Source organism: Paralcaligenes sp. KSB-10 (assembly GCF_021266465.1).
Classification (GTDB): Bacteria; Pseudomonadota; Gammaproteobacteria; order Burkholderiales; family Burkholderiaceae_B.
Map to the genome: position 1 here is coordinate 1,523,875 of NZ_CP089848.1, position 19,637 is coordinate 1,543,511.

Here is a 19,637-nt window from a genome sequence, read left to right on the forward strand (position 1 = left end):
ACACAATGAGCAGCACTCTTTCGCATCTGGAAAAAATCAAGGTAGACGGCAATTATCTGCGTGGCACCATTGAAGAAGGGCTTAACGATCCCGTCACGGGAGCCATCAGCGACGACGATACCAAGCTGTTGAAATTCCACGGCAGCTACCAGCAGGACGATCGCGACCTGCGCGACGAGCGACGCAGACAAAAGCTCGAGCCTGCCTACGCGTTCATGGTGCGCGCCCGCCTGCCCGGCGGCGTGGTCACTCCGCAGCAATGGCTGGGTTTCGATCACATCGCCACCACCTGGGCGGGCCGCGGCCTGCGCATCACGACACGCCAGACCTTTCAATTGCACGGCATATTGAAACGCAACCTGAAAGCCACCATGCAGGCCATCCACGACTCCCTGGCCACCACGCTCGCCGCCTGCGGCGACGTCAACCGCCAGGTCGTCAGCTCTGTCAACCCCCTGCTTTCCAGCCAGCACCAGATCGTCCAGGAATGGACCGAAAAACTATCGGCCCATTTTCTGCCGCGCACACGCGCCTATCACGAGATATGGCTGGACGGCAAGAAAATCACCGACGAGCCCGACCACGAGCCCATCTACGGCAACGCTTATCTGCCGCGAAAATTCAAGATCGGGATCGCCATTCCTCCGCTTAACGATATTGATGTATTCGCACAGGATCTAGGCCTGATCGCCATTATTGAAAACGGCATACTGCAGGGCTTTAATATCGCAGTCGGCGGCGGCATGGGCGCCACTCATGGCGACGACACCACCTATCCGCGCCTGGGCAGCCTGATCGGCTTCGTACCCCCCGAACAGATCATCGAAGTCGCCGAAAGCATCGTCACAGTGCAGCGCGATTACGGCAACCGCGTCGAACGCCAGCATGCCCGCCTGAAGTACACCATCGATCATCATGGCCTGGACTGGTTCAAATCCGAGCTGGAACAACGCCTGGGCTACAGTCTGCAGCCCCTGCGCGACTACCACTTCGATCATAACGGCGACCGCTTCGGCTGGATCGAAGGCGAAGATGGGCAGTGGCATCTGGGCCTGTACATTGAATCGGGACGGCTGGAAGACGTAGACGGAAAACAATTCCTGACCGGCATGCGCGAACTTGCCCGGGTGCACAAAGGCGAGTTTCGCCTGACTTGCAATCAAAACCTGATCATTTCCAACGTAGCCGCGGCCGACCGTGCGCAAATCGACGAACTCGTGCGGCAATATGGACTGGACGGATACATCAAGCAAAGCGGCATACGCCGGCACAGCATCGCCTGCGTCGCCTTGCCTACCTGTGGCTTGGCCATGGCCGAAAGCGAACGCTACCTGCCGGAGCTGCTACCCAAGCTCGAAACATTGCTGGCCAAGCACAATTTGCTCGACGCGCCCATCCTGTTGCGACTGTCAGGTTGCCCCAATGGCTGCTCGCGCCCCTACCTGGGTGAGATCACTCTGGTGGGCCGCGCCATCGGCCGTTACGACCTGAGAATCGGCGCCGACTTTATCGGCCAGCGAATCAATACTCTTTATCGCGAGAACATCACCGAGCCGGAAATTCTCGGCAGCCTCGATACGCTGTTTGGCGCCTACGCCCAGAACCGGGAACAAAACGAGAAATTCGGCGACTTTCTGGTTCGCACCGAAGTCATTGCAGCCCCATCGCAACGCCTGATCCCTATTATCCTGGATGCGGTGGTATGACGCTGTTCCCGCTTTTTGCCGATATCAATGGCCGCCGAGTCGTGGTGGTTGGCGGCGGCTCTGTAGCGGAGCGCAAAGTCGGCAGCCTGCTTGCCGCGGGCGCCAGCGTCGTTGTAGGCGCCACGGCCTTTACGGCGGAGCTTCTGCTCCTGAAAAACCAGGGCTCGATCGAAACGATCGAAGGCCTCTTTGAAGAAAATTGGCTGGACCAGGCCTGGCTGGTCGTCGCCGCCACCAACGACCAGGCCGCCAACCGCCATATTGCGCACTGCGCCGAAAAACGCCGTATTCTCATCAATGTCGTCGACGATGCGCAACTATCATCGTTTCAAATGCCCGCAATCATCGATCGCTCTCCGCTTATCGTTGCCGTATCGTCATCGGGCACGGCTCCGGTGCTGGCGCGGCGCGTGCGCGAACGTATCGAAACCGTGCTCGACCATTCTCTGGGCGCCTTGGCGACCTTGGCCGAAAAATATCGTCCAGCCATACGGCGGCTTCGGCCCAAACTGCGCCAGCGCCGTGAGTTCTACGATTGGCTGCTCGATGGCCCGGTAGCCGCCGCCTTGCGCAAGCAGCAAGGGCTTCAAGCGGAAAGCGAGCTCAAGAAGAAGCTGGAGCAAACCCAGTCGGCAACCCAAGGCAAAGTGGCACTGGTAGGAGCCGGCCCGGGCGATCCAGGCCTGCTGACCATCAAGGCCCTGCGCGCCTTGAACGAAGCCGATGTCATTCTGTACGACCGCCTCGTCAGCCCGGATATCCTGGCATTGGCGCGCCGCGATGCGCTGCGGATTGCCGTGGGCAAAACACCCGGCGAGGATCACAATGCAACTCAGCAGCGTATTCACGACCTGCTGCTGGATCACGCTCGATCAGGCAGCTACGTGGTGCGGCTCAAAGGCGGAGATGCCTTTGTTTTCGGACGCGGCGGCGAAGAACTCGAGTTCCTGAGCGAACACCGCATTCCCTACGAAGTGGTACCCGGCATTACCGCGGCACTCGCTTGCGCCGCCTACGCCGGCATTCCCCTGACTCACCGCGACCATGCTCAATCCGTTCGCCTGATTACTGCCCACAGCTGCAAGGACGGCGACAGCAACGACTGGCATTCGCTGGCACAAGCCAGGCAAACGCTGGCGTTTTACATGGGGGTCAGCCAATTGCCGTGGCTGACCGCCCGGCTCATCGAACACGGGCGTGCCGGCGACACCCCTTTTGCCTTGATTGAAAATGGCACGCGCAGCAACCAGCGGGTATTGCATGGAGCGCTGAAAGATCTGCCGGCGCTCGCCGCCGAACACGCATTCCAGGCCCCTTCCCTGCTTGTAATCGGAGAAGTTGCCGCGCTGGCCGAACAGCTTCAGTGGTTCGGCGCCAGCATCAGTGCGCATACAGCGTCAGACGAATCGGCCGCCCAGGCCAAAGGCCTGGCAAAGGCCGCCTGAATCGAGAGTCCGCCACCAACCGCGGCCCCCACTGGCCGCCGCTACGGACTTGACATGCCCCGTACTCCATGCAAAGGCCGCAACACACCCAATCCGGCCATTCAACTCTATCATCACACATTGACGCCAGCATCGCCGGCGGCCCGGGTGGGGCGGGCGAGCTTCGAGTCCGCCGCGTCCAAAGCCCGGGGCGGGGAAAAAGGGAGCGGCTGTCTGAGCGCCACGGGTGCGCACAGCATGCTGTGCGCGGCGCGAGTTCCGCGACCGCCCCGACCCGGGCTTTGGACGCGGGCAGTCCTGGCAAAGCCAGGACCGGACGAGGCGAGCGCCGCCCCATCCGGGCCGCCGGCGATGCGTCCAAAATAGACAAGAGTGCACAATAAAAGCAAGGGCGCCCACAAGGAGCGCCCCCACTAATCCACACACCCACTTGCCTTTTATTTCATATTGCTGGTCAGCACAGTGATTATGCGCTTGGCCGTCGCGCTGTTATCACGCTGGCCGTTCTGATCAAGCACCGTCACCGTCGAACCGGAGCCCTGCTCGGCCACGTGCACACGGTAAGCCGTTGCCTGAGCCGTATTCTTTGCGCCGAACATACGGGTCAGGAAATTGCCCTGATCGATTTTCACGCCGGTATCGGAATCCAGATAGCGTATGAAATAATCGCCCTTGGAACGATCACGGTCATCAACCGAGAACCCGGCCGAATCGAGGGCCGCACCCACGCGGCGCCAGGCGCGATCGAAAGGCTCGGTCATGTTGATTTCGGCCTGATTGCTGCCCGCGGCAACGATTTGCGGCTGGCTCGGATCTTTTTCGGCCTTGGCAACCATATCGTGCGCCTTGGTAACATCGGTACCCAGAAACACCATCAAACGAGCCAGCATGGCGGCGTCCAGGCCTGGATCTTCCTTACCGTATACCCATTTGAAGGCGGCGCCATCGGCCGTGGGCGTTTCGACCATTTGCTCGTGGCTGATATAAATTTCCGTTTTGCCGTTGACGCGTTCCACACGGGTACGAAAACGCTCGCGCTCGCCGCTGTCAAAGACCTGATCCAGAATACCGCCCAGCGCGCTTCGAATCCAGCCTTCGGGGATCTTGGCCCGGTTTTCAGCCCAGTCGGTTTGCATCAGGCCGGCCTTGGGATCCTGGGAATGCAGGGTGAACCCCTGCTCGCCCCAGAAATCGACAACCTTGGGATAGATGGCCTGGGCCGGCTGATCCACCACCAGCCAGCGCAGATTGCCATCGCGCATCACACTGACTCCGCTGGTGGCGGGCAGAATGCTGTCGCTGGGATTGGCTGCTTTATGCGCTTCCTGGTTTTGTTTGAATTGGCTTAATGTGGTTGTGCCCTCAGGCGCCTTGTAATGGGCATCCTGGTTGGCCTGGGTCAGGTCCGGCGGAATGCTCAACGGATCGCCGGCTACCGTACTTTTGTAGTTGACCGACTCTTCACGCCCCGTCAACTCTTTCAGTTGCGAGCACCCAGACAGCAACAGCAAGCCGACACCAATGGTTAAGCCGGCGTAGCGTTTGTTCATGCGCATCCTCATCATTTTTAAATCAAACCTGCGTCTTTGAGCGCACCGCGTACCACGGCGTGATACTGCTCGTGCAAGGGCGTCAGGGGCAAACGATAGCCCAATTGGGACCGGCCCAGTTCGGCCACCGCCCACTTGACTGGAATCGGGTTGGACTCGACAAACAGCACATTATTCAGATGTGCCAATTGTCCGTTGAGCTGCCGAGTGCGAAGTGCATCGCCCGCAATCGCAGCCATGCACAATTCGTGCATCAGCCGCGGCGCCACATTGGCGGTAACGGAAATGTTGCCGCGGCCGCCGAGCAGCATAAGCGCTGCCGCCGTTGCGTCGTCGCCGCTGAATACCTGGAAGCCGGTTGGAGCATCGCGCAGCAGCAAAGCGCCGCGGGCAATATTGGCGGTGGCGTCCTTGATGCCGATAATGCCGGGCACCTGCGCCAGACGCAAAATGGTTTCGTTGGACAGGTCGGCCGATGTACGGCCGGGTACGTTGTAAAGAACCGACGGCAGTTCAACGGCCTCGGCTATGGCGCGAAAGTGCTGATACATGCCCTCTTGGGTAGGCTTATTGTAATAAGGCACTACCGACAAGCCAGCCTGGGCCCCCACCGCCAGCGAGTGGCGGGCAAGATGAATGGCCTCGACCGTGGAATTCGCCCCCATTCCGGCTATGACGGGCACACGGCTTGCGGCATGCTCGACGGCTATGCGGATCAGTTCGGCGTGTTCGTCGATGCTGACGGTCGGCGATTCGCCCGAAGTGCCGACCACGACCAGGGCATCGGTTCCCTCGGCCACGTGCCAGTCGATCAGTTTGCGATAGGAATCAAGATCCAGACTACCGTCGGGGTACATGGGGGTAATCAGGGCAACCATGCTGCCCTGAAAGGTAGGAATCGCAGAATCCGTACTTGCTGCCATGATGGGAACCATCTCCTCGAACTCACCCAAACGGTGAACTTGCCAAATCAATTAACACGCAAGTTTACCGGATAAGCGCCCGGATTTATAAGAACCAATTGATAATTAATTGCCCAAACCCTAATAAAGGTTGCAGTAGTGCCCACAAAATGCCCGTTATCATGAGCACGATAAGAATCAGCATGCCATAGGGCTCAATTCTGGAGTATTGCCAGGCCATACGGCTTGGTAACAAACTGAACACAATCCGGCCGCCATCCAGCGGCGGAATTGGAAACAAATTAAGCGCCATCAGCACCAGGTTGATTTGTATGCCGGCAATCGCCATTTGCACCCAGAAATCGCCCTGGGACGCACCCGATTCGGCCAGTAAACGCAAACCCAGGGCCCAGATAATAGCCATCAATAGATTGGACCCGGGGCCGGCAAGGGCTACCCACAGCATATCGCGCTTCGGATTGCGCAAACGCCCCCAGTCGACAGGCACCGGCTTGGCCCATCCGAACAGCAGGCCGCCGCCGCCCAAAAGCGTGGTGCTGAACAGCAATACCAGAGGAACCACGACTGTACCCATGGGATCGATGTGGCGAATCGGATTCAGGCTGATGCGTCCGGCCAGATAAGCCGTCGGATCGCCGAACATCCGCGCTACATAACCGTGAGCGGCTTCATGCAGGGTAATTCCGAAAAGCACAGGTAAAGCATAGACCGTAATGGTCTGAATCAAAGAATTCATAAAATCCCGAGGGCGCTGGCGCAAGCAAGAGCTTGGGCCATTTAAATGAAAGAAAGTTCAGTGTGCTGTTTGCTCGGCCCATGTATTCAAATTAGCAAAACAGCACACTAATCCAGCCCCAAAGCTGCCAGATCCCCCTGCCCCTTCCGAATAATTTCGGGGCTGGGCCCCGTGAGATCGATTACCGTCGTGGGCATGAACGGACATGAGCCGCTATCGATAATGGCCGCCAGTTGATTGCCATAACGCTCGCGTATCTGCTGGGCGTCGTTCAACGGCTCGTGTTCGTCTTGCGGGATCAGCGTTGTGGACATCAGCGGCGAGCCGGCATATTCGATCAGGTCGCGTGCCACTTTATGATCGGGAACACGTATTCCTATGGTTTTGCGCGACGGGTGCGACACTCGGCGGGGAACCTCGCGCGTTGCCTCGAGGATGAATGTCCAGGGCCCTGGGGTAGCCATTTTCAGCAAACGATACTGGCGGTTGTCGACACGCGCAAAATGGCCGATTTCGGCCAGGTCGCGGCACAACAGGGTAAGGTGATGGCGCTCGTCGAGGCCTCGCAGGCGCCGCAGAGCATCGGCCGCCGATTTATCGTCGAGGCGAGCCACGACAGCATAGCTGGAATCGGTGGGCACCGCGACCAGGCCTCCGTCGGCCAGCAATTGCCCAGCCTGCTTCAACAAGCGCGACTGGGGGTTTTCGGGGTGGACAACAAAAAATTGAGTCATGAAACGTATCCTAACATTCTTGATGCCCGAGTTCAGGCTTTCCAACGCCCTATGGCCATAAAATCAGCAGCAAATCCACAGCGCACTAAAATACACAGCCGCCACAACCCAAGGAATCCGTCATGCGTCTAGATAACTCCAGAGAAAGCGAAAACGTTGAAGACCGGCGCGGCATGCTGCCGGCAGGTCGCGGCAAAATCGGCATAGGCGCCATCGTCCTGGCCCTCGTCGCCATCTACTTCGGCGTCGATCCCAGCGTCGTACTGCAAAATCTGGAAGGCTCATCCGTCAGCCAACCCAGCCAGAACGCGGGGCCTGCGGCCAGCGATACCGAAACACGCTTCGTCGCGAAGGTGCTGGCCGATACCGAAGACACCTGGGGCAAAATGTTCCAGCAAAAAGGCTGGGGTACCTATAAGCAGCCCAAACTGGTTCTTTACACGGGAGCCACGCAGACGGCCTGCGGCGTGGGCCAGGCGGCCATGGGCCCTTTCTACTGCCCGGGCGACAGCCAGGTTTATCTGGACATGAGCTTCTTCCGGCAAATGGCGCAACAGCTTCATTCACCCGGCGACTTTGCCCAAGCCTACGTGATTGCCCATGAAATAGGCCATCATGTACAGCATTTGCTGGGCATTACCGACAAAATCGATCAGTTGCGTAGCCGTGCCAACTCCACCCAGGCCAATCAATTATCGGTACGAGTCGAACTGCAGGCCGACTGCTTTGCCGGTGTATGGGCGTTTCACTCGAATGCGGACCGCCAGACACTCGAAGCCGGAGACATAGAAGAAGCCCTGAACGCCGCCACCGCCATTGGCGACGACCGCCTGCAAAAACAGGCGCAGGGCTATGTGGTGCCCGACTCCTTTACCCACGGCACCTCGGCACAGCGAGTGCAGTGGTTCACACGCGGCTTCAAAAGCGGCGATACGGGCCAGTGCAACACCTTCACCGGAAATTCGCTGTCTTAGTCGACCGGCCTGACCGCCACACGCCGCCTGATGCGTTTACTTGTGCGGCATAGTCATGGGCTGCCCACTAGTGGGCATCTGGTTGGCCGGCATGGATTCCGTCGGCATTTGGGTCGATGACGGCATCTGATGCTGCATGGACGAACCCGACGCCTCGGAGCCGGCCGGGATCTTGGTTTCCGTCATTTTGATGGTAGGAGGAATATCTATCTTTTGCGCAGCTATCCAGGCTTCGTGCGACATTTTATGCTGGGCCGGGGCCGCAACAGCGTAAGGACTTGCCAACATGGCTGCAACAAAAAGAGTTGTGTAAAGTTTTTTCATGATAACTAACACCTTTTTTGAAGGATTGCCGAATATCTATCGTAGAGGATAGACAGTCATTTGTAACCACTCGATCGTATCGATCAGTTACAAAATCGAATATCGGGCTTGAACAATTTAAGGGTTTTCCCTTGTTTCCATAGAGTTAGCCAGAAATTAATGTTACCGGCAGTTTCCAATTATCAAACCAAAACCGGGCCAACTGTATCTACACAAAGTACCGACCGGCCCTGGCAAGAAACGAATTGCGCGCCCGGCCAGTCCTCGATATTCAAGCATTGCGCACCGAACCTGTATGGCAGGCGCAATGTCCGATACATTATTCGAACAATCGAATTGAAAATTAGTTCCGGAAAAGCGAAGAAAGGCATGCGCATCGACCCAACGGAACGGCCGCTTCGATCCGCATGCGCACCGGGCACGGCCTGGAACAACTTTCCAAGTTCATGCTAGAATCACGTTCTCTTTCAGAGCCATGCGTTCGATTGAGCAGTGGTGACCGTAGCTCAGTTGGTAGAGTCCTGGATTGTGATTCCAGTTGTCGTGGGTTCGAGCCCCATCGGTCACCCCAAAAAACACTTGCAAGTCCGCGCGCGTTGCGTTTTCGGCTTTCGCGATATACCACGGCCCGGCAACCTAAACAAAATCGACGCCTCAGTATCGGCCCGCCTTTCAGCGGGCTTTTTTGCATTCCTGGAACGCCACGGCATCAATCTATATTCCGGAACACATCTGTTCTATATACTACTAAGGCCCGGAATCTTGCCGCCTGGGTGCGAGTACCCGGCGATAACTCGCCACACCATTGCGGTCATTCACGACATTGCCCTGGCCTCGACAGATATGTACTCATTGCATGATTTAATCCTCGCATATTGGCCTCATCTTGTTTTTTTAATCAGCTTTGTTTCAGGCGCAGCGGCGGCCACCCATGCCGCCATGACCAAGAACGACGTACGTGCGGCCATAGGATGGGTAGGCGTCATCCTGATGTCGCCCATATTCGGACCGCTGTTTTACCTGGTGGCGGGAATCAACCGGGTGCGCCGCGACCGGATTTCGCAGCAACGCGACGAGGCGTTGAAAGATTACTCGAATAAGCAGGCAGTGCCGGTCGCCGATGTCGGCGCCGACTCGGCTCCCCAGTTCATTTCCCTTCGCACCTTGGGCGACCGCATCAGCGGCTTTCCCCTGCGCGGCAACAACCACATCAAGATTCTGGTGGGCGGCGACCAGGCCTACCCGGCCATGATCGCCGCCATTCACGGCGCGAAGAAAACCATCGCCCTGCAAACCTATATTTTCGACAACGACGAGGTCGGCCGCGAGTTTGTCCAGGCCTTGGCCCAGGCCAAGGAGCGCGGTGTTGAAATACGGATCCTGATCGATTCGATCGGTTCGAAATACTCCCGCCCTCCCATTATCGGCCTGCTGCACAAACACGGCATTACGACGGCCCTGTTCATGACCAACCCCCTGGGCATGAAAATGCCCTACGCCAATCTGCGCAGCCACCGCAAGATCCTGATCGTCGACGGCCAGCATGGATTCACCGGCGGCATGAACATACGGGAAGGCTTTGTATCGGCGATTGCCAAACAGCACGTGGCCGGCGATACACACTTTCAGGTCGAAGGTCCTATCGTGCTGCAGCTCACATCCGTGTTTGCCCACGACTGGGAATTCACCACCAAGGAAACACTACCCTACGCGACGTGGTGCAGCGACGACTGGAACGTGCCATTGCCCGAGATGCCGGCGCGCTGCATACGTTCAGGACCGGACCGGTTCATCAGCAGCACGCACAACATGCTGCTTGGCGCCTTTGCCGTAGCCCAACAACACATACGCATCCAGTCGCCCTATTTCCTGCCCGATCAAATATTGATCGGCGCCATCAATACCGCGGCGCGGCGCGGCATCCAGGTCGATATTGTCATTCCAGGGCGCAACAACCTGCGCCTGGTCAACTATGCCATGACGGCGCAACTCGACCAAGTGATACGCAACGGCTGCCGGGTCTGGCGCGCCAGCGGCAACTTCAACCATTCGAAGCTGATCACCATTGACGGCGCCTGGTCTTACGTAGGCTCGTCGAACCTCGATCCCCGCAGCCTGCGCCTGAACTTCGAGCTGGATATCGAAATATACAATCGCGGCATCGCCCAGGACATCGAACGCATGATCGACAGCGAAATCGAACACGCCGACCCTGTATCGCTGGCTGGACTGGCTGAGATCCCCTTCAGAAAACGGCTGCGCAACAAAATCATCTGGCTTGCCAGCCCTTATCTGTAGGGGCTTATAGAGTTTCTACGTTCAATGACGGCAAGGATGCAACCAGGTCGGCAAAGCGCTGCCCCTGGATAGTGACATGCTGACGCAAAAGCTCGACCGTTAAATCGCTGTCGCCCGCAATAATTGCCTCGACGATCTTTTCGTGTTCGCAATAAGACGCCTTCGTCCGATCGCGTACCCGCAACTGCAGCCGCCGATAGGGCCGCAATCGCCGATGCAGAGATCGCGCCTGTTCCGCAAGAAATGTATTGCGGCTGCCTGAGTAGATTTGTTCGTGAAATGCTTCGTTCCTATAGAAGTACTCATCCGGATCGGACGCATCGCACGCATCCTTGCATGCCTGATGCGCAGCCAATAGCGCGCGATGCTCGACCGCGGACATGCGGCGCGCGGCCAGCCGGCCGCACATGGCCTCGATCTCGGCCATCACTTCGAACATTTCGATAAGCTGCTGAGGCCCCACTTCGGCCACAATCGCGCCGCGACGCGGACGCATGACGATGATGCCCGTGGAGGAAAGCTGAATCAGCGCCTCTCGAATCGGAGTGCGCGACACCCCAAACTCTTCCGCCAGCGTGGCTTCATCCAAATGCTGGCCTGGCTTCAAAGTGCCGACCGCAATCATCTCTTCAATCGATTCGCGCAGGGCTTCGGACCTGTTTTTGACATTTGACGTAGTAGCCATATTGTATTCGGCGCCCTGTTATTGACCGCAATTATTTCTTGACAGTGAATGCAATTTAGTAGAATCTAGTATACAAGATCTAATAAAAAATATATTTAATTATTACTACAACTGAGGAAGACAAATGACATCACTCACACGCAGAACACTGCTCGGCGCGCTGGCCACCACCCCTTTTTGGGGAATTCCTTCGGCGTGGGCGCAAACAGCAGTCAAGCTGAAAATCTCGCACCAGTTCCCGGGCGGCACTATCAAAGAAGGCGATTTTCGCGATCGCCTGACCCGCACGTTTGCCGAGGAAGTCGGCAAACGCACCAAAGGCAGCCTGAGCTTCGACATCTATCCCGGCTCGTCGCTAATGAAGACCAATGCGCAGTTTTCCGCATTGCGCAAGGGCGCACTGGACATATCGCTAGTACCGCTGAATTATGCCGGGGGCGAAGTACAGGAAGCGAACATCGGGCTCATGCCCGGGTTGGTAACCTCTTATGAGCAAGGCGCCCGCTGGAAAAATGCCGAAGTGGGTAAAGAGCTGGCCCGAATCCTGGCGCAAAAAGGCATCATCATCGTTAGCTGGATCTGGCAGGCGGGCGGCGTCGCGTCCCGCGGCAAGCCCGTCGTCAACCCGGAAGACGCCAAAGGATTGAAAGTTCGCGGCGGGTCGCGCGACATGGATTTGATACTCAAGTCAGCCGGCGCCGCCGTCGTCTCGATGCCCTCCAACGAAATCTACGCAGCGATGCAGACCGGCACAATGGATGCCGCCATGACGTCCTCGACATCGCTGATCTCATTCCGTCTTGAAGAAGTCTCCAAAAGCCTGACCAGCGGCCGCGACAAAGCGTACTGGTATATGTTCGAGCCCGTGTTGATGTCGAAAATAATCTTCGATAAGCTCACCAAGGATCAACAGGCCGCCATCATGGCAGTGGGCGCGGAAATGGAGCAATTCGCGCTGCAAGGGGCGAAGGCGGACGACGTCAAACTGGCAACGGTTTATGAAAAAGCCGGCGTCAAGGTGGTTGACCTGAACGCCGCCGAAGTCAAGAAATGGCAGGACATCGCGCGCACCACCGCCTGGAAAGACTATGCCGGCAAAAATGCCAATTGCGCCAAATTGCTGGCATTGGCGGAGAAGCTTCTGTGAGCAAAGGCGTCGAAACAACGCCGTCCGTCATAAATGATGTCTCCAACAATCCCGGCCTGAAGGCATTCATCGCATTGCTCGATGGTTTCAACAAAGCCGCGCTGTGGTTGTCCATGGCCGCGCTCTGGGTAACATCGGTAATCCTGACGTACTCAGTCGTGGCCCGCTACTTTCTTCGCATTCCAACCGACTGGCAGGATGAAGCCTCAATTTTCATGCTGGTCGGAGTGGTATTCCTGACGGCCGCCTACGTGCAATCGCATCGCGGCCATATCGGGATCGAAGCGCTGGCCTCCATGCTGCCGGCAGGCGTCAACAAAGTACGGATGTTCATCACCGATCTGGCATCCCTGCTCTTCTGCCTGTTTTTTTCGTGGAAATCCTGGACGCTTTGCTACGAGGCATGGGCCGAAGGCCAAACCACATCATCCAATTTCGCACCGCCACTATGGATTCCGTATTCCCTGATGGCGGTCGGAATGAGTGCCTTGACTCTCCAGATCCTGGCTCAGGTTCTGGCCCATATCAATGACACACGGAACCGGAAATGGACCCACTCGTCTTAGGTTCCTTGTATGGAATCGTAACCCTGATCGTCATGTTCACGGGCATGCCGATTGCTTTTTCCCTGGGCGCGGTAGCCACGGGCTTCATGTATTTTTTCATGCCGGCGGCTTCGCTCGACACAGTGACGCAAAACGTCTATGAAGAAATCGCTTCGATCACCCTGCTGTCAATACCGCTATTCATTTTGAAGGGCGCCGTCATAGGCAAGTCTCCGGCAGGCAGGGATCTGTATTCGGCCATTCATGTCTGGCTGCATCGCGTTCCGGGCGGCCTGGGCATCGCCAATGTATTTGCCTGTGCCATATTCGCCGCGATGGCGGGCTCCTCGCCCGCAACCTGTTTTGCCATCGGTTCCGCCGGAATTCCCGAAATGCGCGCACGCGGCTATTCGCCGAGCTTCGCCGCCGGGATTATTGCGGCGGGGGGAACACTGGGCATCTTGCTGCCTCCGTCGATCACGATGATCCTGTATGCGGTCGCGGCGGAACAGTCGCTGGGGCGCCTGTTCCTGGCCGGAATCGGGCCGGGCATATTACTGGTGGCGCTGTTTTCCGGCTACGCCGTATTCCGCGCTCGCAAAGAATATCGCATCGCCTACGATATTTACAAGAACGGCGGCGAAAAATCGACTTGCCTGGAAAACGAGCATTTCACGCTAAGACAAAAAATGGAAATGTTGCCGCGCGTCTTGCCATTCGTATTCCTGCTGATCGGGGTAATGGTCGCGTTGTACGGCGGCTTTGCCACGCCTTCTGAAACGGCCGGCGTGGGAGCTTTGCTCGCAATCTCGTTGATTGTCGTGGTGTACAGGATCTGGAAGCCGAAAGACTTGGCGCCTTACCTGACCTCCGCCATCCGCGAGTCCGGAATGCTGTTGATGATAGTCGGGATGTCCTTGTTGTATTCCTATGTAATGAGCTATCTGCACATCAGCCAATCCGCGGCGGAATGGGTCGTCGACCTGCATTTGTCAAAGTGGCTGCTGCTGGGAACGATCCTGATACTGGTCCTGTGCCTGGGTTTCTTCCTGCCGCCGGTATCCGTCATATTGATGACGGCGCCGATTATCCTGCCGCCATTGAAAGCGGCTGGATTCGACCTGATCTGGTTCGGCGTAGTCATGACCATCGTCATGGAGATGGGCCTGATTCACCCCCCTGTCGGACTGAATATATTCATCATTAAAAATATTGCGCCGGACATCTCGCTCGCGCAAGTAATCAAGGGCACCTTGCCATTTCTGGCACTGATGTTCCTGGGGATATTGCTACTCTGTCTGTTCCCTGGAATCGCAACAGGAATACCGGATGTCCTGATGGGAATCAATAAATGAACATGGCTGACCGGGCCTGGGATACCAGGCGAAGCAACACAGCCCAACGCCTCGCCCGCGCAAGGTCGGCACTGGGTGCTGTGCTTGCAGGCAAGTTGCTGCCCGCAGCGCATATCAACGATCTCCTGTACAGCGTGCTCGAGCCGGGCGACCGGGTCTGCCTCGAAGGCAACAACCAGAAACAGGCCGACTTTCTCGCAAAAGCGCTGGCCAGTCTCGACTCGACGCGCATCAACGGTTTACACATGCTGTTGTCGGTGCTGGCGCTGCCCGAACATCTCGATGTGTTCGAACGAGGCATTGCGTCGCAGCTGGACTTCTCGTTCTCCGGGCCTCAAGCCGGACGGCTGGCCAGGCTTGCATCGGCCGGCAAACTCAATATCGGCGCAATCCATACTTATCTGGAACTATTCGGCCGCTATTTCATCGACCTGACCCCGCGTGTTGCCCTGGTGGTAGCGCAATCCGCCGACCGCAACGGCAATTTGTACACCGGCCCGAACACGGAAGATACCCCCGCAATCGTCGAAGCCACCGCGTTCAAGAGCGGCATCGTGATCGCCCAGGTAAACGAAATCGTGGATGTGCTTCCACGCGTGGATATACCCGCCGATTGGGTAAATTTTGTAGTGCAAAGCCCTGCGCCGTATTACATCGAGCCGCTATTTACCCGCGATCCCGCAAAAATTTCAGAGCTGCAGATCCTGATGGCAATGATGGCCATCAAAGGCATCTATGCCGAATACGGAGTGCAAAAACTGAATCACGGTATCGGTTTCAATACCGCCGCCATCGAATTGCTTTTGCCGACCTACGCCGAGTCGCTCGGATTAAAAGGGAAAATCTGCAAGTATTGGGCGCTCAACCCCCACCCCGCATTAATTCCGGCAATCGAAGCCGGCTTTGTCGAATCAATCCATTCCTTCGGTTCTGAATTAGGCATGGAAGAATACATTCGCGCCCGATCCGATATTTTCTTTGTCGGCCCCGATGGGTCCATGCGCAGCAATCGCGCACTGTGCCAGGCCGCCGGCCACTATGCTTGCGATATGTTCATAGGCTCCACACTGCAAATCGATTTGCAAGGCAATTCATCGACCGCGACCCTGGGCAGAATGTCGGGCTTTGGCGGAGCCCCCAATATGGGGGCCGATGCGCGCGGACGGCGCCATGCCAGTCCCGCATGGCTAAAGGCGGGCCAGCAAGCGCGCGACAGAAAATCCGCTATCCCCCATGGCCGGAAACTGGTGGTTCAGATTGTCGAGACCTTTCGCGAACACATGCAGCCCGCTTTTGTGGAAACCCTGGACGCATGGCAGCTTGCCGAACAAACCGGCATGCCTATCCCGCCGGTCATGATTTACGGCGATGATGTCACGCATATCCTGACTGAAGAAGGGATTGCAAATCTACTGCTGTGCCGCAGCGATGAAGAGCGGGAGCAGGCAATCCGCGGTGTGGCGGGCTACACACCCGTTGGGCGGGCCCGCGACAGGCGCATGGTGGAAAACCTTCGCGACCGCGGCATTATTCAAAGGGCCGAAGATCTCGGCGTCGACAAGCGGTCGGCAACCCGGGATTTGCTCGCAGCCAAAACAATGAAGGACCTGGTCCGCGCATCGGGTGGCTTATACAACCCGCCAAAGTCTTTCAGAAACTGGTAATACACACATGGAAACCTTGAATTTTCACTTTGAAAATGGCCTGCGCCACATACCCGCGCAGCCTGAGCTGGTCGGTGTCGTCAGTTCCGGGAACCTGGAAGTATTGGTCGAAAACGCAGCGCTACAGGGCGGCTGCGCGATTGAAATCAAAACCGCGGCAAACGGCTTTGCCGCGATATGGGAAGCAGTGGTAACGGATTTCAATCAACGCTGGCAATTGTCCGACGCACGCATTTCAATCAATGATATGGGGGCAACGCCCGCGGTCGTCAGGCTGCGCCTGGACCAGGCAATAGAAACGCTGCTGGAGCACGCGTCATGAACAGCTATCTGGAATCAAACGCCCGCGAGCGGATACATGGCTTATTGGATAAAGGCACTTTCGAAGAATTCCTGCCGCCTGAAATGCGGCTCGTCAGCCCCCATTTGGCGCAGCTCGATGCCCCGGTTTCATTCGATGACGGCATAGTGATCGGGCAAGGTCTGCTTTGCGGCACGCGCATATTCGCCGCGGCGCAGGAAGGCGGATTCATGGGTGGCGCGGTGGGGGAAGTTCATGGCGCCAAGCTGGTTGGCCTATTGAAACGCGCCATTGCCGAAAATGTCGCTGCCGTTATCCTGTTGCTGGACACCGGCGGCGTGCGCTTGCACGAAGCCAACGCCGGCCTCATCGCGGTATCCGAAGTGATGCGGGCGGTACTGGATGCCCGAGCCGCGGGTATCCCTGTGATCGGGTTGATCGGCGGGTCGAACGGCTGCTTTGGAGGCATGGGTATTGTTGCTCGATGCACGAACGCGATTGTAATGTCGGAAGAGGGGCGGATGGCGATATCGGGGCCGGAAGTCATTGAAACAGCCAACGGAGTGGAAGAATTCGATTCGCTCGACCGGGCACTGGTCTGGCGTACCACAGGCGGCAAGCACCGCTATCTGCTGGGAGATTGCCAAACCCTCATAGCCGACGATACGGCAGCTTTCCGGCAAGCCGCCTACGACGCGATGCAGGCGTGCATTGAAACGGGGGCTGAACTGACGCTCACCGCGCTGGAATCCGAACAAAGATTGCTTGAAAATCGCCTGCACGAGTTCTCAACACATACCGAGCCCATGGATATCTGGCATCAGCTTGGCATACCGAATCCTGAAATCGTTCCCATGCTGGAAGCCCAGGCCTTCAGCGAATATGCCGCTCAATATCGCCTGGGGGCCTGATGATGGAATGGAAAGAGCTTGCACGGCAACTGTTCCCCGAAGGCCAGTCCATTATCGAGCAGGATAGCTTCCTGTCGGGAACGGCGCAGGTACAAGGCAAGACCATCGCCGTTATCGGAACAACGAATCACACATCGATCGGCATCGAGATTGCCTTGTCCCAGGCGAAGGCGGTACTGCAAGTCGTTCGCGATCATCCGCAACGAACAATCCTCCTTCTGGTCGATACACAGGGGCAGCGCCTGCGCCATCGTGACGAAATGCTGGGAATCAACAGCTATATGGCGCATTTGGGAAAATGCGTCGACCTGGCGCGACGCCGCGGCCACCAGGTCATCGCCCTTGTATACGACCAGGCACTTTCGGGCGGCTTCATTGCCAGCGGCCTGATGGCCGATGCCTGCTATGCATTGCCGGAATCGACTATTCGCGTCATGGGCCTGCCGGCAATGGCGCGCATTACCAAGGTTCCGGAACAGACATTGATCGAACTGGCCAAGGAAAATCCCGTTTTCGCTCCCGGCCCGAAAAACTATTTTCGCATGGGCGGAATTGAAGCAATCTGGGACAGCAATTTCTCCGCACAATTGATTGCGGCGCTTGCAAGTACGAATTCATCGGATCAACGCACTTCGTTGGGCCTGAGCCGAGGAGGTCGCAAACTGGCCTATCCTGTGGCGGAAGCAGTGATTTCCGGGGCTCATGTTCAAGCGGCATGACCTGGCCTGGCTAACGGACGCAGGCTGGCGGGCGAGCCGCGACAGCGTTGCGCCAAAGTACCATCCCGCATTGGAGCGCTGGCAACGGGGCGGTTGGCCAGCGGTTGTACGGCGCACGGATCCCGATGCGATGCCCAATCAAGTCTGTTTGGGCATCGCGCTGCCGCCCGATTCGGTCACCCGCCAAAAAATCCGTATTTCATTGCGCGCACCCATTTCCGAGACAAGCCGGACCATGCCTCCGCTTGCCATCGATGCCATCATCGCCACCGCGCCTGCGCCCTGGCGACATCGGCTGCAATTGCTGGCTGGGCAAGCCGTCGAACGCGACTTGGCGCTCAAGGTTTATGGCTCCGTCGCATGGCAAGCATTGACTGCCGTATCTTATGTGACGGCAAGCTCGGATATCGACATGCTGTTTTCGCCGACAACTTGTATCCAACTCGAAGACGGGCTTGCCCTTCTGGAACACCATGCAGGAATTTTGCCACTGGATGGGGAAATCTTATTCCCTTCGGGACAAGCGGTCGCCTGGAAAGAATGGGTACAGGCGATACGCTGCGGAATCAATTCGCGCGTTCTCGTCAAGGAAAATTCCAGCGTGCACCTGACCACGACATCCGCGCTGGTGGCATCGCTTGGAAACATCGAGGCAATATCATGCGCGGGCTAGCATCCACGCATAGGCCAGCGGCCCGGTCGCAATACTTACCGGCGCAAAAGCCCGCCGCAAAGTCGGCTTCAGGTATGGACAAGCCATTCTGTACGCACTTGGGCCGCCTTGCGATCCGCAGCCTGCATGCCGAACTGATCTTGTATCCCAAGCCGGGGCTGGTATCGCTGGTCGACTGCGGCAGCCACCATGACATGACCGCGGCGACTTTCCTGCACAGTATGTTCTCATTGCGGCATTACTTCATCAATATAGCGGAAGCGGGAATGAACAATGCGCCCTTTGCCGCACTCAAGCATTTAGGCATGGAGGCCGAAGTCCGCATGCTGTCGGCCACGGGCGGCATCAATACCCATCGTGGCGCAATTTTTTCTCTAGGCTTGCTGTGCGCGGCAATGGGCCATTGTCGTGCCCATCGAGTCACCCTGTCCGCCCGGGCCATACGCAGCGCCTTATCGACCACATGGGGTGGTGCGCTGGCCGGACATATGCATTCAACATCGACAGACGCTTCCATATCGCACGGCGCGCAAGTGGCAATGCACCACGCAGCCAGCGGTGCCCGCGAGGAAGCCGCATTGGGGTTTCCTTCCATTTTCGACATTGCCCTACCCGCACTGGAACGGACGCTGGAGGCCGGGCGCAATACGACTTGCGCACGGATCGACTCTTTTTTTTCGCTGATGGCGCATATCAGCGATACCAATGTGTACCATCGCGGCGGCATGGCAGGCGCGGCAACCGTCAGGAATCTTGCGCAACAATTCCTGGCTCTTGGGGGAACCGCACACCCCAATTGGGAAAGCCACGCGCTGGATTGTCACCACACCTTCGTGCGTCAACGGCTCTCGCCCGGCGGCGCCGCCGATTTACTGGCTGCAACCTGCCTTGTCCATTCAGTGCTCTCGAATTGCCGGTGGAACAATGACTTGTCTTAGCCCGCACCT

At 57.5% G+C, this 19,637-nt stretch carries 19 protein-coding genes and 1 tRNA gene; 14 read left to right on the plus strand and 6 right to left on the minus strand.

Annotation, left to right across the window (positions count from 1 at the left end; genetic code table 11):
- Positions 1-5: 5 nt before the first annotated feature.
- Positions 6-1,706, plus strand: coding sequence for an assimilatory sulfite reductase (NADPH) hemoprotein subunit (gene cysI / locus LSG25_RS06945; protein ID WP_232743954.1), 1,701 nt, complete (start codon positions 6-8; stop codon positions 1,704-1,706).
- Positions 1,703-3,151 carry a siroheme synthase CysG gene (gene cysG / locus LSG25_RS06950; protein ID WP_232743955.1) on the plus strand — a complete coding sequence of 483 codons (1,449 nt, stop codon included), beginning with the start codon at positions 1,703-1,705 and terminating at the stop codon, positions 3,149-3,151. Before cysI ends, cysG begins: the two co-directional genes overlap by 4 nt.
- A gap of 437 nt (positions 3,152-3,588) precedes the next feature.
- Here the strand turns inward: cysG and bamC are convergent, their stop codons facing one another.
- The 4 genes from bamC to LSG25_RS06970 all read right to left on the minus strand — a co-directional run bounded on the left by bamC (position 3,589) and on the right by LSG25_RS06970 (position 7,094).
- Positions 3,589-4,701, minus strand: coding sequence for an outer membrane protein assembly factor BamC (gene bamC / locus LSG25_RS06955; protein ID WP_232743956.1), 1,113 nt, complete (start codon positions 4,699-4,701; stop codon positions 3,589-3,591).
- A gap of 17 nt (positions 4,702-4,718) precedes the next feature.
- Entirely contained in the window at positions 4,719-5,624 is a 906-nt protein-coding gene (gene dapA / locus LSG25_RS06960) for a 4-hydroxy-tetrahydrodipicolinate synthase (RefSeq protein WP_232743957.1), read from the minus strand.
- 85 nt (positions 5,625-5,709) lie between these two features.
- Positions 5,710-6,360, minus strand: coding sequence for a site-2 protease family protein (locus tag LSG25_RS06965; protein ID WP_232743958.1), 651 nt, complete (start codon positions 6,358-6,360; stop codon positions 5,710-5,712).
- A 107-nt stretch (positions 6,361-6,467) separates the two neighbouring features.
- Positions 6,468-7,094 carry an L-threonylcarbamoyladenylate synthase gene (locus tag LSG25_RS06970; protein ID WP_232743959.1) on the minus strand — a complete coding sequence of 209 codons (627 nt, stop codon included), beginning with the start codon at positions 7,092-7,094 and terminating at the stop codon, positions 6,468-6,470.
- A 122-nt stretch (positions 7,095-7,216) separates the two neighbouring features.
- Here LSG25_RS06970 and LSG25_RS06975 point away from each other — a divergent pair, with 122 nt between their 5' ends.
- Positions 7,217-8,068 (plus strand): neutral zinc metallopeptidase, encoded by an 852-nt coding sequence (locus LSG25_RS06975; RefSeq protein ID WP_232743960.1) that lies wholly within the window; start codon positions 7,217-7,219, stop codon positions 8,066-8,068.
- 36 nt (positions 8,069-8,104) lie between these two features.
- On the opposite strand, the gene LSG25_RS06980 is transcribed toward LSG25_RS06975, so the two are convergent.
- Positions 8,105-8,392 carry a hypothetical protein gene (locus LSG25_RS06980; protein ID WP_232743961.1) on the minus strand — a complete coding sequence of 96 codons (288 nt, stop codon included), beginning with the start codon at positions 8,390-8,392 and terminating at the stop codon, positions 8,105-8,107.
- A gap of 495 nt (positions 8,393-8,887) precedes the next feature.
- On the opposite strand from LSG25_RS06980, the gene LSG25_RS06985 reads away from it, so the two are divergent.
- Together LSG25_RS06985 and cls are read left to right on the plus strand one after the other, a co-directional pair.
- Positions 8,888-8,963, plus strand: a tRNA-His gene (locus LSG25_RS06985).
- Between the two features lie 272 nt (positions 8,964-9,235).
- Entirely contained in the window at positions 9,236-10,690 is a 1,455-nt protein-coding gene (cls, locus tag LSG25_RS06990) for a cardiolipin synthase (protein WP_255696674.1), read from the plus strand.
- A 4-nt stretch (positions 10,691-10,694) separates the two neighbouring features.
- Here the strand turns inward: cls and LSG25_RS06995 are convergent, their stop codons facing one another.
- A complete protein-coding gene (locus tag LSG25_RS06995) occupies positions 10,695-11,375 on the minus strand; it encodes a GntR family transcriptional regulator (RefSeq protein ID WP_232743963.1) in 681 nt (226 codons plus the stop codon).
- A gap of 124 nt (positions 11,376-11,499) precedes the next feature.
- Between LSG25_RS06995 and dctP the strand changes: the two genes are divergently transcribed.
- The 9 genes from dctP to mdcB all read left to right on the plus strand — a co-directional run bounded on the left by dctP (position 11,500) and on the right by mdcB (position 19,628).
- On the plus strand, positions 11,500-12,522 hold the full coding sequence (gene dctP / locus LSG25_RS07000) for a TRAP transporter substrate-binding protein DctP (protein ID WP_232743964.1): 1,023 nt from the start codon (positions 11,500-11,502) through the stop codon (positions 12,520-12,522).
- A 56-nt stretch (positions 12,523-12,578) separates the two neighbouring features.
- The gene (locus LSG25_RS07005) at positions 12,579-13,088 is read left to right on the plus strand and encodes a TRAP transporter small permease (protein ID WP_370636000.1); all 510 of its coding nucleotides are present in this window, start codon (positions 12,579-12,581) and stop codon (positions 13,086-13,088) included.
- Positions 13,070-14,422, plus strand: a complete 1,353-nt coding sequence (locus LSG25_RS07010; RefSeq protein WP_232743965.1) for a TRAP transporter large permease — start codon at positions 13,070-13,072, stop codon at positions 14,420-14,422. The genes LSG25_RS07005 and LSG25_RS07010 overlap by 19 nt, the downstream gene beginning before the upstream one ends.
- Positions 14,419-16,086, plus strand: coding sequence for a malonate decarboxylase subunit alpha (gene mdcA, locus LSG25_RS07015; RefSeq protein ID WP_232743966.1), 1,668 nt, complete (start codon positions 14,419-14,421; stop codon positions 16,084-16,086). Before LSG25_RS07010 ends, mdcA begins: the two co-directional genes overlap by 4 nt.
- Before the next feature lie 7 nt (positions 16,087-16,093).
- Entirely contained in the window at positions 16,094-16,408 is a 315-nt protein-coding gene (mdcC, locus tag LSG25_RS07020) for a malonate decarboxylase acyl carrier protein (protein WP_232743967.1), read from the plus strand.
- Entirely contained in the window at positions 16,405-17,298 is an 894-nt protein-coding gene (locus LSG25_RS07025; protein ID WP_232743968.1) for a biotin-independent malonate decarboxylase subunit beta, read from the plus strand. Before mdcC ends, LSG25_RS07025 begins: the two co-directional genes overlap by 4 nt.
- A 2-nt stretch (positions 17,299-17,300) precedes the next feature.
- Positions 17,301-18,017 carry a biotin-independent malonate decarboxylase subunit gamma gene (gene mdcE, locus LSG25_RS07030; RefSeq protein WP_232744605.1) on the plus strand — a complete coding sequence of 239 codons (717 nt, stop codon included), beginning with the start codon at positions 17,301-17,303 and terminating at the stop codon, positions 18,015-18,017.
- Positions 18,001-18,690, plus strand: coding sequence for a malonate decarboxylase holo-[acyl-carrier-protein] synthase (mdcG, locus tag LSG25_RS07035; RefSeq protein WP_232743969.1), 690 nt, complete (start codon positions 18,001-18,003; stop codon positions 18,688-18,690). The genes mdcE and mdcG overlap by 17 nt, the downstream gene beginning before the upstream one ends.
- A gap of 74 nt (positions 18,691-18,764) precedes the next feature.
- Entirely contained in the window at positions 18,765-19,628 is an 864-nt protein-coding gene (gene mdcB / locus LSG25_RS07040) for a triphosphoribosyl-dephospho-CoA synthase MdcB (RefSeq protein WP_232743970.1), read from the plus strand.
- The last annotated feature ends 9 nt before the right edge of the window (positions 19,629-19,637 follow it).

Excerpts from the sequence above, each read along its gene's own strand:
- cysI (WP_232743954.1), top strand. The coding sequence starts at position 6 with ATGAGCAGCACTCTTTCGCATCTGGAAAAAATCAAGGTAGACGGCAAT.
- cysG (WP_232743955.1), top strand. The coding sequence starts at position 1,703 with ATGACGCTGTTCCCGCTTTTTGCCGATATCAATGGCCGCCGAGTCGTG.
- bamC (WP_232743956.1), bottom strand. The coding sequence starts at position 4,701 with ATGAACAAACGCTACGCCGGCTTAACCATTGGTGTCGGCTTGCTGTTG.
- dapA (WP_232743957.1), bottom strand. The coding sequence starts at position 5,624 with ATGGCAGCAAGTACGGATTCTGCGATTCCTACCTTTCAGGGCAGCATG.
- LSG25_RS06965 (WP_232743958.1), bottom strand. The coding sequence starts at position 6,360 with ATGAATTCTTTGATTCAGACCATTACGGTCTATGCTTTACCTGTGCTT.
- LSG25_RS06970 (WP_232743959.1), bottom strand. The coding sequence starts at position 7,094 with ATGACTCAATTTTTTGTTGTCCACCCCGAAAACCCCCAGTCGCGCTTG.
- LSG25_RS06975 (WP_232743960.1), top strand. The coding sequence starts at position 7,217 with ATGCGTCTAGATAACTCCAGAGAAAGCGAAAACGTTGAAGACCGGCGC.
- LSG25_RS06980 (WP_232743961.1), bottom strand. The coding sequence starts at position 8,392 with ATGAAAAAACTTTACACAACTCTTTTTGTTGCAGCCATGTTGGCAAGT.
- cls (WP_255696674.1), top strand. The coding sequence starts at position 9,236 with ATGTACTCATTGCATGATTTAATCCTCGCATATTGGCCTCATCTTGTT.
- LSG25_RS06995 (WP_232743963.1), bottom strand. The coding sequence starts at position 11,375 with ATGGCTACTACGTCAAATGTCAAAAACAGGTCCGAAGCCCTGCGCGAA.
- dctP (WP_232743964.1), top strand. The coding sequence starts at position 11,500 with ATGACATCACTCACACGCAGAACACTGCTCGGCGCGCTGGCCACCACC.
- LSG25_RS07010 (WP_232743965.1), top strand. The coding sequence starts at position 13,070 with ATGGACCCACTCGTCTTAGGTTCCTTGTATGGAATCGTAACCCTGATC.
- mdcA (WP_232743966.1), top strand. The coding sequence starts at position 14,419 with ATGAACATGGCTGACCGGGCCTGGGATACCAGGCGAAGCAACACAGCC.
- mdcC (WP_232743967.1), top strand. The coding sequence starts at position 16,094 with ATGGAAACCTTGAATTTTCACTTTGAAAATGGCCTGCGCCACATACCC.
- LSG25_RS07025 (WP_232743968.1), top strand. The coding sequence starts at position 16,405 with ATGAACAGCTATCTGGAATCAAACGCCCGCGAGCGGATACATGGCTTA.
- mdcE (WP_232744605.1), top strand. The coding sequence starts at position 17,301 with ATGGAATGGAAAGAGCTTGCACGGCAACTGTTCCCCGAAGGCCAGTCC.
- mdcG (WP_232743969.1), top strand. The coding sequence starts at position 18,001 with ATGTTCAAGCGGCATGACCTGGCCTGGCTAACGGACGCAGGCTGGCGG.
- mdcB (WP_232743970.1), top strand. The coding sequence starts at position 18,765 with ATGGACAAGCCATTCTGTACGCACTTGGGCCGCCTTGCGATCCGCAGC.